Source organism: Methylobacterium gnaphalii (assembly GCF_007992215.1).
Lineage (GTDB): Bacteria > Pseudomonadota > Alphaproteobacteria > Rhizobiales > Beijerinckiaceae > Methylobacterium > Methylobacterium gnaphalii.
Window position 1 is genome coordinate 103,566 of record NZ_BJZV01000009.1, and the last position, 15,043, is coordinate 118,608.

Here is a 15,043-nt window from a genome sequence, read left to right on the forward strand (position 1 = left end):
CGACGGTGCCGTATTTCTGCGGGGCATGTCCCTCGGCTGAAAAATTGCGTCGGATTTGGAGCGAACGCGATCCCGATGGTGTTAGCCGCAACCCGGTCGATGGCTTGCAGGGAACTGCCCAAATGCAGACAGACTGCTTCAGAAGAGCAGAATATCGAAGCCGGATTCACAGGAATTATATAATACCAAAGCAAACATCAACAGTAGTTTATGTAATTTTTATAAACATTCATCTTTTTAGCTCGCGGAGTTTTTCTCTATGACTTCCATTAAAAAGCAAATTCTCATCTAGATTATCGAAGAGATTATAGTTTCTAGCGTACTGCAACAAACGTTCGCCATGCTCTGAGAAGCAATTGTAAAATATAAGAACCAGCTCCGCGTCTGAGAGCTGCGCGCGGATGATTCTCATGTACTCTATCCGAGCGGTCTTATTAGTAGCCTCGCCGACTCGCGGGGTCTTCGTCTCAAGAAATCGGATCATATTGTAGAGCAATCTGAAATAGTGACCAAGAGCATCTCGATGACTGTTCCAGAAATCTCGGTAGACACTTGCCCACAAGTTCAAATCAGTTGGATCGTAACCTTTAATGGCAGGATTGGCGTACGTCCGGCTTAATTCTGTAACATAATGGGCGAGCACAGCACGTCCACTAATCGGGAGGCGGTTTCCATCAAACCCACGCAACTCATTCACATTTGCGCTGTGCAACGAAAGCATTTGAAAGAGAGTTGCTTCGAAATTCTGCTTCGCGATGGCGTCGAGCTGAGTTTCCAAAGCATCAGCCTGTCACGAAACCTCCTCTCGCGTCTCCTTAAGCTCCTCACGTTGAAGAAAAATTGTGGCAAGTACGCCGATGAACGTTAGGAACGTCAGGAGCGGATTGAGAACACCGCCGAAGAAGTCCCCAACCTGCCCAAGGCGCGTGTAGGCTTCCGCATCGGAGAATCGGTAACATGCCTGGAGTTGCAGGTCGCGTCGGTCATTGGGCATTGCTGTGCCGACCACGCTGACGATACCGAGCGGGAATATAGAGCTCGGGAGAAGCTCAATAAACAGGAGGACTACCTGTTAGCCTCCCTCCCCTTACTGCAGGGGAAGCTGAAAACTCTCGCATCACTAAAGGGCGCTGCAAACGACGCTTCGCTGCTTTACCGAAGCCTCCGTGCGAAGTCACCCAAGGTGCAGCAGCAGCTCCGCCACCTGAAGGATCGTAGTAATGCAGTCCTTCGGCTTACCGAGACCATCACCGACGCCAAGGGACTGGAGGTAAAGGGGTACGGCCCTGCCGGCTACCGGCGAGGAAGTGTTCTCAGTCGCGATGTCGAGTTCGGCCAGATGCGCGGCACTACCGCGCTGATCCGAAACTACCGTCCAGTGGTTGAGCCGGAGGACGCAATCCGGACGGCAAATAGCTTCAACTTCGACGGCGACGAGGAAACCGCCCTGAATATGATCGCTGAAATGAGCCTGAAAGAGCGTGGCGCCGCTGTACGGATCGTTCAGATGGTCGACAGCTACTACGAGAAATTCATTAATCGCTTACGGGACTTTGCGGAGTTCTGGTCCGCTGCGAACATAAAGAACCTGAACGACTTCGGCACCAGTCCTCTGAACCCGACACCGTTCGAGGCGCGACACATCGTAAATCATAAGCGGCCGACAGTAGTGATTCGCCAAGCCGGCAACGAATTCCGAATGCTGATTCCGGAACGACTTATGGAACTTGACCGAGAATGGAAGGCGTTTAGTTACAAGAATTGACGCAGCGCGCGCCTCGTTTTTTAACATCAGCAGCCGGAAAACCAAAGCTTCAAGATCGTCAGCTAGTGGCTGAAATCTGACGTTTGAGCCCGTTTGGGGTTTCGAGTTCGGGGTTGTGATGCGAGTCTGTGGGGATGTGGCATGGCATCTCGTTCACTCTCACGCCTTCGGATCGCGACCGGCTCGCGTCGATCGTCGGGGACCGGAACACAGCCCAGAAGCATGTCTGGCGCGCCCAGATCGTCTTGCTGAGCGCCGCTGGTTTGGGCACGCATGCGATCATGCGCGAGGCCGGCGTGTCCAAGACAGCGGTCTGGCGTTGGCAGGAGCGGTTTGCTCAGGAGGGCGTCGAGGGATTGCTGCGGGACAAGACGCGCCCGGCGGGCATAGCGCCTCTCGGGCCGGAGGTGGCGGAACGCGTGGTGGCGCCGACGCAGGGGGATCCGCCCGGAGAGACCACGTATTGGACCGCCGCGGCCATGAGCAAGGTTGCGGCCATCAGCGTCTCATCGGTCCAGCGCATCTGGCGTGGACACGGCTTGCAGCCGCACCGGGTCCGTCAGTTCAAGCGGTCCACCGATCCGGCCTTCGCGGCCAAGCTGCGTGACATCGTCGGACTCTATGTCGATCCGCCCGCTCATGCCGTGGTGCTCTCAGTGGACGAGAAGTCTCAGATCCAGGCGCTGAGCCGAACACAGTCCTCCCTGCCGATAAAGCCAGGCCGACCCACGACGCGCACCCATGACGATATCCGCCACGGCACCACGACGCTGTTTGCCGCCTTGAACGTCCTGGAAGGCAAGGTGATCGGCCGCTGCATGCAACGGCATCGCCACCAGGAGTTTATTCGCTTCCTCAACGCGGTCGAGGCAGCCGTGCCAGCCGGTAAGGTCGTGCATGCGATCCTCGACAACTATGCGGTTCACAAGCACCCGAAGGTGCGCGCTTGGCTCGACCGGCATCCGCGATGGACCTTCCACTTCACGCCGACCTCGGCGTCCTGGCTCAACGCCGTCGAGGGCTTCTTCGCCAAGCTCTCGCAGCAGCGGCTGCGACGCGGTGTGTTCCGATCACTGGTCGACGTCCAGGCCGCCATCAAACGCTTCGTCGCCGAGACCAACCGCCAACCAAAGCCCTTCGTCTGGACCGCTGACCCGGATCGCATCATCCAAGCCGCAAAGCGCGGGCACCAAGTGTTAGACTCGCGCCACTAGTCGTTGCCATACAATGGCAGCGCTGCTTTAGATCAAACGACCGCGAGCCACCCATTCCACGCCTTGGCGAAACCGTCGCACGGGTTGAATAAAGTATCCCAACCGGGTCGCGGCGAAGGTCGGCCCGGAACCGGGAGTGACGTGATGAGATCGAGCCTGTCCGTGGGCCTTGCCGCCCTGGTCGCGAGCCTGGGGGCAGGGATGCTCGCGCCGCTGCCGCTCCTCGCTCAGGAGGCGGCCCCGAAGGCGGCGGCCCCGGCTGCGGCGCCCGCGGCCGCGCCGGTCGACAAGGGCTCGGCGCTCTACGGGCGGCCGGAGGGGGCGGGGGCCTCGAAGCTCGCGCCGATCTCCGGGCCGCCGCTGGCCACGGCAGCCGCCAAGCTGCCGCTCGACAAGTTCAAGGTGCCGGAGGGGTTCAAGGTCGAGGTCTATGCCAGCGGGCTCGCCAATGCCCGCTCCATGGTCCAGGCGCCGGACGGCACGGTCTTCGTCGGCACCCGCACCGTCGGCAAGGTCTACGCCGTGCTGCCGCAGCCCGATGCCGAGGGCAAGCGCGTGGTCAAAACCCTGTTCTCGGGGATGCACCGGCCGAACGGCGTCGCGGTGCATGACGGGGCGCTCTACGTCGCCGAGCTCTCGCGGATCACGCGCTACGACGACATCGCGGGGCACCTCGACGATCCGGGCAAGGGCACGCTCGTCACCGACGACCTGCCGAAGGACGAGGCGCATGGCTGGAAGTTCATCGCCATCGGGCCGGACAACAAGCTCTATGTGCCGGTCGGCGCGCCGGGCAACATCAACATGCCGCCCGAGACCCACGCCCAGATCCGGCGGATGGACCTCGACGGCAAGAACGCCGAGGTGATCGCCCGCGGCGTGCGGAACACCGTCGGCTTCGACTGGAACCCGGCGACCGGGCAGCTCTGGTTCACCGACAACGGGCGCGACTGGGTCTCGGAGGACATCCCGAACGACGAGCTGAACGTGCTCACCGAGCCGGGCCGGCAGCATTTCGGCTTCCCGTTCTGCCACCAGGGCAGCTTCACCGATCCGGAATACGGCTGGGGGCATTCCTGCCAGGAGTTCACGCCGCCGGCCGCGCTGCTCGGGCCGCACAGCGCCTCGCTCGGGATGCGCTTCAACACGGGTGGGGGGTTCCCCGAGGGCTACAGGAACCAGATCTTCATCGCTCGGCACGGCTCCTGGAACCGCACGCAGAAGATCGGCGGCGACGTGGTGGTGGCGCGCCTCGGCGCGGACGGGAAGGTCTCCGCGGTGGAGCCGTTCCTCACCGGCTTCCTCCAGGACAACAAATATGTCGGCCGGCCTGTCGACGTGCTGTTCATCAAGGACGGCTCGATGCTGGTCTCGGACGACTATAACGGCGCGATCTACCGCGTGAGCGCCGCGCAATGAGGCGGGGTCTCGCGGGATTGATGGGGGCCGCGGCGCTCCTCCTCGCGGGAGGGGCGGGGGCCGAGACGGTGGCCGAGCGCCTGCCGGCCTGCCTCGGCTGCCACGGCGAGAGCGGCACCTCCGCAACCGAGGGCGTGCCCTCGCTCGGCGGCCAGCGGGCCGATTACGTGGTGACGCAGCTCTTCCAGTTCCGCGAGGGCCAGCGCACGGCCCCGCCGATGAACGAGATGGCGAAGGGCCTCTCCGACGACGACCTGCGCGCCTTCGCCGACGCCATCGCCGCCCTGCCTCCGGCGAAGGCCGCGGGGCCGGCGGCCGATGCGGCGCTCGCCGAGCGGGCGAAGGCCGCCCTGGCCAAGCATCAATGCACCTCCTGCCACGGCCCCGACCTCACCGGGCAGGACGCGATCCCGCGCATCCGGGCGCAACGCCGCGAGTATCTCGCCGCGGCGCTCGCCGGCTACCGCTCCAACGCCCGGCCCGGCTACGATGCGGCCATGAACGAGGCGGCGCAGGATCTGAAGGACGACGAGATCGCCGATCTCGCCGCCTACATCTCCGGGCTCTGACGCCGCGCCACGAGCCGGCTTGACGCCACCCGGCGATCGGCTCATCCGTGCCGCCGCGGCGTCCGTCACACGGGCGTCGCGCCCCATCCGCACCCCAGCCCCGCCATGCCCAGCGACAGTTCCAGTCGATCGTCCATGCCGTCTCCGGCTGCCGGGGCCTGATCTCGCGGATCGGCTCACCCTGGCCGCCCGGAGGCGGCCGGCCAAGAGAGGTGAGCCATGAACGACCTCGTCACCCTGCGCGATCCGGTGGCCGATCCGGCCGTGCTCGCGGCCCGGCTGCGCGACGAGAGCGCGCCCGATATCGTCGAGGCGCTGAACCAGCAGCCCCCGGAGGTGGCCGCCTCCGTCCTGCTCGGACTCGGTGCCGAGCGCGCCGTCGAGGTGCTCGACCAGCCCGGCCTCGACGAGGCGGTCGAGATCGTCGAGGCGCTGCCGCGCGACCGGGCCGGCCCGCTGCTCGCCGGCATGGCCGCCGACCGCCTCGCCGACGTCTTCCGCCTGATGGAGGAGCCGGGCCGCTCCGATCTGCTGGAACGCCTCGACCCGGAGACGCAGGCCACCATCCGCGCGCTGCTCGCCTATCCGGAGGAGAGCGCCGGATCGATCATGACGACGGAGTTCGTCAGCGTGCCGGCCCACTGGACCGTCGGCCAGACCCTCGACCATATCCGCCGGGTCGAGCGCACCCGCGAGACGGTCTATTCCGTGTATGTCCTCGACCCCGCGAGCCACGTGCTGCGCGCGGCCGTGCCCCTGCGCCGGCTGATCTCGGCCGAGCCCGGCGCCAGCGTCCTCTCCGCCGCGCCCGGCCGGCGGCCGGTGACGATCTCGGGCCTCGCCAGCCGGGACGACGCCGCGCTGCTTATTTCGAAATACGATCTCCTCGCCGTGCCCGTGGTCGACGGGGCCGGGCATCTCATCGGCATCGTCACCGTGGACGACGTGATCGACGCCATGGTCCAGCGCCAGACCGAGCAGGTCCAGCGCTTCGGCGGCATGGAGGCCCTCGACGAGCCCTACCTGCGCATCTCCTTCGGCGAGATGCTGAGGAAGCGGGCCGGGTGGCTCGCCGTGCTCTTCCTTGGCGAGATGATGACGGCCTCGGCCATGCAGGGCTTCCAGGACGAGCTCGAGAAGGCGATCGTGCTCACCCTGTTCATCCCGCTCATCATGAGCTCGGGCGGCAATTCCGGCTCGCAGGCGACCTCGCTGCTGATCCGCGCGCTCGCCCTCGACGAGGTGCGCCTGCGCGACTGGTGGCGCGTGGCGCTGCGCGAACTCCCCACCGGCATCGCGCTCGGCGCGATCCTCGGCGGCCTCGGCATGGCCCGCATCGCCGCCTGGCAATGGCTCGGTTTCCACGATTACGGCGCGCATTGGGGGCTGGTGGCGCTCACGGTCGGCGCGGCGCTCGTCGGCATCGTCACCTTCGGCTCGCTGACCGGCTCGATGCTGCCCTTCCTGCTGCGTCGCCTCGGCTTCGATCCGGCCAGCGCCTCGGCGCCGGCCGTGGCCACGCTCGTCGATGTCTCGGGACTGGTGATTTATTTTGGCGTGGCCGCGATCATCCTGCGTGGAACGCTGTTGTGAAGGATAAAGCCGGGCGAGTGACGTAAGCCCCCGTTAAACACGATCGACGACAATCCTCCGGACTTAGGACCGGTCAGTATGCGGATCGCCGGTCGACAAGGACGTTCGCTCCATGATGGGTTCCGGTTCGCCGTCACAGCTCGACCAGACCGAGTACGACATCATCGAGTCGGCCCTGGCCGAATCCGAGCGCGGCCGTCGCTTCCTCGCGGAATTCGCGCGCCGCCACCGCGGCGCGGATACCGACACGCTGCTCCAGGCGATCCACCGCCTGGAGGGCGTCGTCACGCGGGACATCGCACCGGCCTCCGAGCCGGACGCGCTACACGAGGCGCTGTCGGCCATGGCGGACCGCATCGCCCAGACCCGCGTCGCCATCGCAGCAGGGACCCCGGCCGAGGGCGGCGAGGGGGCGGCGCCCGATACCCTGGAAAGCTTCCTGCACAAGGCCGAGCGGGCCACCGCGGAAATCCTCGGCGCGGCCGAGGCCATCCAGGAAGCGGCCTGGGGCCTGCGCGAGAAAGGGGCAGATGCCGAGCTCTGCGACGTGCTCGATCGCCGCGCCATCACCATCTACACGGCCTGCTCGGCCCAGGATCTCGCCGCCCAGCGCACCGGCCTCCTCGTTGAGACACTGTGCGATCTCGAGGCGCGGATCGCCGGGCAGATCGGCGAGGCGGCCGCGCCGGCCTCCTCCGAACCAAGCCAGGCCGCGGCCGTGCCGCCGCCGCTGGAAGACGAATTCGGGGAGCATGACCTCGACTTCCTGCCGAGCGAGACACGGGCCGAGACCTCGGAGCCTCCCGCCGAGATCAAGGAGCCCGGGCCTGCACCGGTCGCCTTGCGCGAGCCCGACGACGATGACCTCGCCCTCGCCTTCGGCGATCTCGATAGGCTCAGCATCGAGGAGAAGATCGCGCTGTTCTCTTGAGGGCGGCCAGCATCCTATAAGCCGGGCATGGCCCTGCACCTGCTGAAGCTCGCCGTCGGACCGGCCTCGATCGGCGACCTCGAAGCCAACATCGCCCGCAGGCGCGCCGAGATGATCGGCCTCGGCCAGGAGCCGCGGACCTTTCACACCACGCGGATGGTGCCCAAGCGCAAGGGAGAGATCGCCGGCAAGGGCTCGATCTACTGGGTGATCAAGGGCACGCTGCTCTGCCGGCAGGCCATCATCGCCATCGAGCCCTTCACCGGCACAGACGGCATCGGCCGCTGCCATCTGGTGCTCGATCCTGAGGTGAGGCCGGTGACCCCGCGCCCCTGCCGGCCCTTCCAGGGCTGGCGCTACCTCACCCAGCGCGACGCCCCACGCGACCTCGACGCCGCCACCGCCGGGGATCTCGGCGAGATGCCGGAGACCCTGCGGCGGGAGCTGGCGTCTCTGGGATTGATCTGAGGGAAGGGCGCCCAGCTCCGCGAGCCCAGCACAGCGTCCAGAAGAGCGGGCACGTCGACGTCGGCATCGAGCCGCGGAAAAGGGAGCCCCAAGCGACGCGCCCCCCGGACCGCGAGCATCCGAGATGCCTGTCGGACACTCTACCGAGCAGGAATATTGCACCGGCTTCGGCTGCACAGCTGTCCCCGGCATGAAGAAGGGGGCGCAATCCCTCGAGATTGCGCCCCCTTCTCTATGTCCATTTGCCCGCGGCGGTCGTCGCCCGGGTCAGGCTTGAGAGAGCCTCAACCCCCTCAAATCTCGTCGAACCGCCCGCTGGCATGGGCCAGGATCGTGTAGACCTTGCCCGTCTCGGAGGTGAGGTAGGCGTCGGCGCGCTTGCTGTCTTTGTCGTTCTTGGTGACCTCGCCGAGGAGCCGCTCGAACTCGCTGACGTAGCGGTCGACCGTGCGGCGGAACTCGCCGTCCTGGGCGTAACGCTGCTTCAGATCCTGGAAGGTTTGGCGGCCCTGCGCCGTGTAGAGGCGGCTGTCGAACAGGTTCGGCTCACCGCGGCGGTAGCGGCTCCACAGGTCCACCGCGGCCTGATGGTCGACCATCTTGGCGATGTCCGTGGAGATGCTGTCCAGCGTGGTGCGGCTGGCGAGAGAGGCCGGGGCAGCGGCAGCCGGTGCCGGAGCCTCGTCCTCGTCGAGCGAGGCGCGGGTCAGCAGGTCGGAGAGCCAGCCGCGGTTGTTGCCGGCGCGAGCGGCCACCTGGGTCGGCCGCGCCTGGCCGGCATTGCCCGGCGAGGCGGCGGGAGAGGTCACGCGGAAGCCGCTCGGGGCCGGGGAGGGCGCGGGGGCAGCAGCCGGAGCGGCCTGGGCGGTCGCCCTCGCCGCGGGCTCGGCCGCCTTGCGTCCCGCCTCGGCCACGCGGCGCTGCTCGACCGATTGCGGCAGGGCGACGTCGGCGCCGCGGGTCGAGCGCGAGACCAGACTCGCCAGGGCGTTGAGCGCCTCGATCTGCTCGGAGACAACGCGGCGCATCTCGCTGGTCTGGTCCTGCGTCTCGCGCGGGATCTCCAGCACGCCGCGCTGGATCTCGGCGCGGGTGGCGTCGAGCTCCCGGCGGATCTCGGCGGCCATGGCGTTCATGGCGGCCACGGATTCGCCGAAGCCCGTCGAGGCCGTGGAGAGTGCCTGGGTCATCTCGGCCGAGGCCGAGGCGATCGTCGCCTTCACGGCGGCGACGGTGCGCTCGCTCTGCTCGTCGGCGCCCGAGCGCAGGCGCTCGAAATCGCCGGCGACGCTGCTGCCGGCGGCCTGGGCGGCCTGCGACAGGCTCTCGCCGATCTCGCGCGCACGGGCCTCGGCGGCCCGCAGGGTCTCCTCGACGGACTTGGAGAACTGGGCCGACTGGGCCTCCAGCGCGGCCGAGCGCTCCTCGATCCGGGCGAGCACACCCTCGACCTCGCTGTGGCGGGCCTTCAGGGTCTCGGCGAGGCGCCCCTCGATCGTCTCGATCGAGCCGGCGGCGCCGGTGAGGCTGGCGACATGAGCCTCGGTCTGCTCGCCAAGGCTGCGGCTGCGGGCATCGAGCGAGGCGGCCAGTGCCGCGGCCTCGGTGAGGACGCCCTGCGAGACCTCGCGCAGCGCCGTGACCTGGCTCGACACGCCGTCCGTGGCGCGGCTCGTCTCGCCGGAGATCTCAGCGAGGGCGGCCTGGATCTGGTCGACCCGGCCGGCCAGGCCCTGCTCGATGGCGCCGAGATTGCCCTCGGTGCCAGTGACCAGCTCGCGCATGGTGCTGTTAGCGTCGTCGATGCGGGAGAGCACGCTGCCGAGGTTGCGTCCCAGCGTCTCGTTGGCCTGGGTGAGCGTGGCGGTGGAGCGTGCCGCGCCCTCCTCGATCGCCTGGCGCAGGGCCTCGGCGGATTCACTGGTGCGGGCGACGAACTCGTCGGCGCGCTCGCGCAGGGCCTCCACCAGCGGCGTGCCGTGCTCGGCGAGCGCCCGCTCGATCGCCTGTCCGCGCTCGGACAGGGCGGCCACCACCGCGGCGGCCGGTCCGTCAATGGTGCTGCGCAGGCGATCGGTATGGGTCGCAATGCCGTCGATCACCGCGCGGCCGCGGCCGTCGATGGTCTCGACCAGCGATGCGGTGCCCCCCTCGAGGGTGCGGGCGACGGTCTCGGCACTGCCGTCGAGACGGCGGGCGAGGCTCTCGACGCTGGACTCGATCAGGCCGGCCGCGGCCTCGGTCCGCTGACGCAGCTGCTCGGCGATCGCGGCGTTGCGGCTCTCGAGCAGGGCGGCGACGGCCTCGTTGCGCTGGTCGAGCACCTGGGCGAGCGCCGTGGCATGCGCCTCGGCCAGCGCCGCCTGCTTGCCGACGCGCTCGTCGATGGCGGCGATGGTCCTGGCGATGCGCTCGTCCACGAGCGACGCGAAGGCCTCGTGACGGTCGTCGAAGGCCTCGGCCAGGGCATCGGCGCGGGAGGCGACGAGCGTGGCGAAGGTCTTCATCCGGTTGTCGATCCGGTTGGTGAAGTCCTGGCTGCGGTTCTCGAACACGCCGGTAATGGCCTCGGCGCGCTGATCGACCTGCTGGGCGAGGGCCGCGGCGCGGCTCTCGAACAGGCCGTCGAGGCGGTTCAGGCGCTCGTCGAACATCGAGGCGAGCGCGTTGGTGCGGCTCTCCATGGCGCCGGTGGTGTGGCCGAGACCGGCCTCGACCACGGAGAGGAATTCGCGGGCCTTGTCGGCCAACCCGTCATGCAGCGGGCGGATGCGGGCATCGAAGCCCTCGCCGAGCACGTTGGCGTGGCTGTCGAGCAGCCCGCGGATCTCGCCGGCATGGCCGTCGAGCACGGTGCGGATGCCGTGGACGCGCTCGTCGATGCTGGCGCGGAACGCGTCCGTACCGGTGTCGAGATGGTTGCGGATCGCGCCGGTCCCTTCCTCGACCATGCGCGCCAGCTCCTGCGCGCGGCCGTCGATCAGGTCGCGGATCTCCTGGGTGCGGGTGGTGACGGCCTCGCCGAGGCGGCCGGCGCCGTCGCCGAGGAGACGGTCGGCTTCGTCGACGATAGCGCGCAGGCTCGACAGGATGGTCTGGCCGCGCTGGTCGAGGACCTGCGCGATCGAGGCGCCGCCGTCATCGAACACGCGCGCGATCTCGCCGAGGCGCCCGCCGAGGGAGCCGACCACCATGTTGCCGCGCTCGTCGATGGTCGAGGCCACCGCGGCGGTGCGCTCCTCGAACAGCCGCTCCAGGCTCTCCGTGCGCTCGTCGAAGGCGCGGCGGATCGCGTCGGCATGGCTGGCCAGCGTCTCGCTGGTGCCGCTGCTGCGCGACTCCACGAAGGAGACGATGTCGCGGGTGCGGTGGGCCAGATCCTCGGTGGCGGTGCGCAGGCGCGCCTCGATCAGGCGGACGGCGTCGACCGCCTGGGCATCGAGGGTCTCGTCAAGGGCGCGGGCACGCTCCTCCAGCGCCGTGCCGACGGCGTCGAGGCGGCTGAGCACGCCGTTGTCGAAGCGCCCGGCGCTCGCGTCGAGGCGGGCGACGAGGTCGGAGGTCTGGCGCTCGAGGCGCGCGCCGATGGTCTCGTCGAAGCCGCGGACGCGCTCTTCCAGGCTGCTGCCGACGGCGTCGAGGCGGCTGATGACGCCGGTATCGATCCGGCCGGCACTCTCGTCGAGGCGGGCGACGAGGTCGGAGGTGCGGCGCTCGATGCGCTCGTCGATCTCGCCGGCACGGGTCGCGAGGGCCTCGTCGAGGGCCTGCGTGCGCTCGGCGATGCGGTCGGCGACCGACTTGCCCTGGACCGAGATGATCCGGTCCATCTCTTCGAGCTGCGCTCCGACCGCGCCGGTGTCGCGCGAGATCTTGTCGGCGAGGATGTCGCCGAGGGCGATGGTCTCCTGCAGGTCGGAGAGGCGGGTGTTGAGCACCTCGTCGATGGCGCGGGCGCGGGTATCGGCGGTCTCCGCGAAGGCGGTGCCCGTCCGGGTCAGCGCGTCGTTGATGCGAGCGGCCTGGCTGGTCATGGCCAGCACGATGTCGCGGCCGGCCGTGGCGAGACGGTTCTGCGCCTCGTCGGCATGGCTGGAGAGCAGGCCGGTCAGGTTGCTGCCGTGGTCGCCGAAGCTCGCCTCCAGCTCGCTGATGCGGGCGCCGAGCGCCTCTTTGGCACCGGCCGAGGCCAGCGCGAAGGCGGCGGTCGCCTCCTGGGCGCGGGCGGTGAGCTCTTCACCGAGCCGGCCGATGGCGCTCTCGACGGCCTGGAGCGAGGTATCGGCCTGGTTGCCGATCTCGCTGGCAACGCCCTGCGAGGCCTGCCGGAAGCGGTCGACGATCTGCACCGTGCGCGCCTCGACATGGCCGGCGGAGTCGTCGGCAGCCTGACGGAGCCCTTGCGAGGCCTCCTCGAAGCGCAGCGTGGCTGCGGCGAGCCGCTCGACGACCGCGGTGCCGGCGCTGTCGGCGGCATCGCGGAAGCGGGCGACGGCCTCGCCGGTCTGTCCCTCGAAGCCGGTGCCGAGCCGGCCGAGCGCCGCCTCGACCTCGGCGGCGGCCTCGCGGCCGCGCTGCGTCATCAGCTCGCTGACGCGGGTTGCCGAGGCATCGAGCCCGTTGCCGAGCTCGGCGCCGTGGACGGTAACCGTCTCGTGCAGGCGCTGGGCCACCGTCTCGATCCGGCCGACCAGCTCCGCGCCGCGCTCGCCGATGCTGCCGGCGATCTCCTCGACGGAGGAGGCCAGCTCGTCGCGCACGCTGCCGGCGCGGGCCGTGAAGGTCTCGACGACGCCGCTGGCGGTGAGGGCGAGTGCCGCCTGGGCATCGCGGCCGCGGGCCTCGATCGTGTCGGAGACGCCGGCACCGGCCGCCTCGATCTCGCTGCGCAGCTGCGCGCCGCGGGCGGAGATGTCATCGGTGAGCGACAGACCGGCGGCGGTGAAATCGCGGCGGAAGGCCTCGCCGGTCTCGGCGAAGCGCGCCGTGATCTCGGAGCCCGTCGCGGCGAAGCGCTCGGACAGCTCGCCGCCGCGCGACAGGAAGGCCGCCTCCAGACCCTGCGCCGAGCGCTCGAAGGTCTGGCGGATCTCGCCGCTCTGGCGGTCGAGGCGGTCGATGACGCTGGTGCCGGTATCCGCCAGGCTCGCGGTGAGATTGCCGCTCGCCGCCTCGAAAGCGTGGGCGACCTCGTTGGCGCGGGTCTCGAAGGACCGGGTCATGGCGTCGCCGGATTCGACGATGCCGGCGCGCACGCTCTCGCTGGTGGCGAGCAGGCGCGCGATCAGCTCGTCGCCGCGGGTCGAGACCAGGCCGACCACCCGGTCGCCGGCCTCGCCGAGCGCGCCGGTGATGGCCTCGCCGCGACTCTCCAGGGCGCCGGTGACACGGTCGCCGGCGCCGGTGACCGCGCTGACGATGCGCTCGGCCGCGCCTTCGAGCTCCTGGCTCAGGTTCTGGTGCGAGCCGGTGATGGCCCCGCGCACGCGCTCGGCGTTGGCGACGATGGACTCACGCTGCGCGACCAGTTCGTCGACCAGCGTACGGATGCGGATCTCGTTGTCGGAATAGGCGCGCTCCAGGGTGGCGATCTCGCCGCGCACCAGGGTCTCCAGCTCGCCCGCGCGGGCCAGCGCCCGCTCGACGCCGTCGCCGACGGCGGCAACCTCGCGGCGCACGGTCTGCGACATGGTCAGCACGGCGTCGGTGGAGAAGGATTCCGGCTCGGCGAGGCGCAGGGCGACCTCGCCGACGGCGCGGGCGACGAGCCGCATTTCCTGGGCGCGCACGGCCAGCATCGCGGTGATCAGGAAGAGCAGGATCGGTCCGGCCAGGGCCGTTGCACCGACGGCCGTCTGCAGGGCGGTGAGGCCGGCCAGGTAGGTCCTGAGGTCGCCGCCGGACTGGTTCCAGGCCAGGGCGATCAGGCCGTTGAGCCACAGGAACGAGAGCACCGCTGCATAGACGTAGGGCTTGCGCGACGGGCGTACGCGGAGGGTCTGCTGGAGGGCACCGATGCTCTGGCGGTCGTCATTGGCGACGAGCGAGCGGTCGGGCGGCAGCAGGCCACCCTCGCGCCGGGAGCGGGCGCGCTCGGGCTGGCCGGCATCCTTGCCGAAATCCAGGGGAGGGGGAGCGACCCGGCCGCTCGGATCGGAGAGCGGATCGTTGTCGCCGACATCGGGCATGCGTGGCTCGAGCCGATCGGAGGCCTGCCGGCCCTCATCGTTGGCCAGCGGCAGGCCCATCGGCGGCTCGAACGAGCCCCGCGCATTGCCCTCGGCGGACAGGTCGAGCTTCGACATGTCCAGGGCCAGAGCCTGCTCGATCGCGGAGAGGGCGGCCTCCGCAGGATCCTTCAGCTTCTTCTCGGTGGCCATGCGATGCCTCATTACGCATCGCCCCCATCGGCCAGGGCCGGCTGAAGGCGAGATTACCCGTATTGCCCGGAAGTTTAGTCACCGTACCGGGTGGCGGATACCCAAGCGCTGCGGGAGCGAGGAAAAACCTTAACGGAATGGTTACCAAGCCGGCCAGGGCATTCGGGTGCAGGACTTATCTCTCGACAAGCCAACGCTTAAACCGAGCGGGCCGGGCCGGACGCCGCTGTGGACAGCTCGGCCGCAAATCATAACGCGATCTGGAAAATCGAGTCGGGAGGCGGACTTGGGCGACGAAACGCTGCTCGATCGGACCCATCTCGCGGCCCAGACCTTCGGCGACGAGGCCCTGGCGGACGAACTTCTCGGCCTGTTCGCGCAGCAGTGCCGGCAGCTCGTGCCGGGCATCATCGACCCCGCCCGACCGGAGGCCGACCGGGCCGATCTCGCCCATACCCTGAAGGGCTCGGCCCTCGGCGTCGGGGCGACGCGGGCGGCCGCACGCGCTGCCGAGACCGAGGACGCGCTACGCACTGGCAGCACCAGCGCGGCGCGCCGGGCCCAGGCCCTCGCCGAGGCGGTGGCAGCGACGCTGGCTGTATTGGACTGAAGCCTCGCAGGGCGTGAAGCCTCGCAGGGCGTCATGCGCGCTCGCCATGCGACCTAGGCGCACGAAGACCCGCCAAAACCCTCTCGGTGCTTGC

10 protein-coding genes are annotated in these 15,043 nt (G+C 68.7%); 8 read left to right on the forward strand and 2 right to left on the reverse strand.

Annotation, left to right across the window (positions count from 1 at the left end):
* Window positions 1-229: 229 nt before the first annotated feature.
* The gene (locus MGN01_RS10370; protein ID WP_147046531.1) at window positions 230-778 is read right to left on the reverse strand and encodes a putative phage abortive infection protein; all 549 of its coding nucleotides are present in this window, start codon (window positions 776-778) and stop codon (window positions 230-232) included.
* Between the two features lie 405 nt (window positions 779-1,183).
* On the opposite strand from MGN01_RS10370, the gene MGN01_RS10375 reads away from it, so the two are divergent.
* The 7 genes from MGN01_RS10375 (at window position 1,184) to MGN01_RS10405 (ending at window position 7,959) form a co-directional block, all read left to right on the forward strand.
* Window positions 1,184-1,765 carry a hypothetical protein gene (locus MGN01_RS10375; protein ID WP_147046532.1) on the forward strand — a complete coding sequence of 194 codons (582 nt, stop codon included), beginning with the start codon at window positions 1,184-1,186 and terminating at the stop codon, window positions 1,763-1,765.
* Window positions 1,766-1,899: 134 nt separating this feature from the next.
* Window positions 1,900-2,979 (forward strand): IS630 family transposase, encoded by a 1,080-nt coding sequence (locus MGN01_RS10380; protein WP_147046533.1) that lies wholly within the window; start codon window positions 1,900-1,902, stop codon window positions 2,977-2,979.
* A 144-nt stretch (window positions 2,980-3,123) separates the two neighbouring features.
* On the forward strand, window positions 3,124-4,398 hold the full coding sequence (locus tag MGN01_RS10385) for a PQQ-dependent sugar dehydrogenase (RefSeq protein ID WP_238257844.1): 1,275 nt from the start codon (window positions 3,124-3,126) through the stop codon (window positions 4,396-4,398).
* Complete coding sequence (locus tag MGN01_RS10390) at window positions 4,395-4,967, forward strand: c-type cytochrome (RefSeq protein ID WP_147046534.1); 573 nt, start codon at window positions 4,395-4,397, stop codon at window positions 4,965-4,967. Before MGN01_RS10385 ends, MGN01_RS10390 begins: the two co-directional genes overlap by 4 nt.
* Window positions 4,968-5,186: 219 nt before the next feature.
* On the forward strand, window positions 5,187-6,560 hold the full coding sequence (gene mgtE, locus MGN01_RS10395) for a magnesium transporter (protein WP_147046535.1): 1,374 nt from the start codon (window positions 5,187-5,189) through the stop codon (window positions 6,558-6,560).
* Between the two features lie 112 nt (window positions 6,561-6,672).
* Complete coding sequence (locus MGN01_RS10400) at window positions 6,673-7,491, forward strand: hypothetical protein (RefSeq protein ID WP_147046536.1); 819 nt, start codon at window positions 6,673-6,675, stop codon at window positions 7,489-7,491.
* Window positions 7,492-7,518: 27 nt separating this feature from the next.
* Window positions 7,519-7,959, forward strand: coding sequence for a DUF1489 family protein (locus tag MGN01_RS10405; protein WP_147046537.1), 441 nt, complete (start codon window positions 7,519-7,521; stop codon window positions 7,957-7,959).
* 293 nt (window positions 7,960-8,252) lie between these two features.
* Here MGN01_RS10405 and MGN01_RS10410 read toward each other — a convergent pair whose 3' ends face one another.
* On the reverse strand, window positions 8,253-14,339 hold the full coding sequence (locus MGN01_RS10410) for an apolipoprotein A-IV repeat region-like domain-containing protein (RefSeq protein ID WP_147046538.1): 6,087 nt from the start codon (window positions 14,337-14,339) through the stop codon (window positions 8,253-8,255).
* Window positions 14,340-14,625: 286 nt separating this feature from the next.
* Here MGN01_RS10410 and MGN01_RS10415 point away from each other — a divergent pair, with 286 nt between their 5' ends.
* Complete coding sequence (locus MGN01_RS10415) at window positions 14,626-14,949, forward strand: Hpt domain-containing protein (protein ID WP_147046539.1); 324 nt, start codon at window positions 14,626-14,628, stop codon at window positions 14,947-14,949.
* Window positions 14,950-15,043: the final 94 nt, after the last annotated feature.

Coding starts and splice junctions, on each gene's coding strand:
- MGN01_RS10405 (WP_147046537.1), top strand. CDS start 7,519: ATGGCCCTGCACCTGCTGAAGCTCGCCGTCGGACCGGCCTCGATCGGC.
- MGN01_RS10385 (WP_238257844.1), top strand. CDS start 3,124: ATGAGATCGAGCCTGTCCGTGGGCCTTGCCGCCCTGGTCGCGAGCCTG.
- MGN01_RS10410 (WP_147046538.1), bottom strand. CDS start 14,339: ATGGCCACCGAGAAGAAGCTGAAGGATCCTGCGGAGGCCGCCCTCTCC.
- MGN01_RS10400 (WP_147046536.1), top strand. CDS start 6,673: ATGATGGGTTCCGGTTCGCCGTCACAGCTCGACCAGACCGAGTACGAC.
- MGN01_RS10380 (WP_147046533.1), top strand. CDS start 1,900: ATGTGGCATGGCATCTCGTTCACTCTCACGCCTTCGGATCGCGACCGG.
- mgtE (WP_147046535.1), top strand. CDS start 5,187: ATGAACGACCTCGTCACCCTGCGCGATCCGGTGGCCGATCCGGCCGTG.
- MGN01_RS10390 (WP_147046534.1), top strand. CDS start 4,395: ATGAGGCGGGGTCTCGCGGGATTGATGGGGGCCGCGGCGCTCCTCCTC.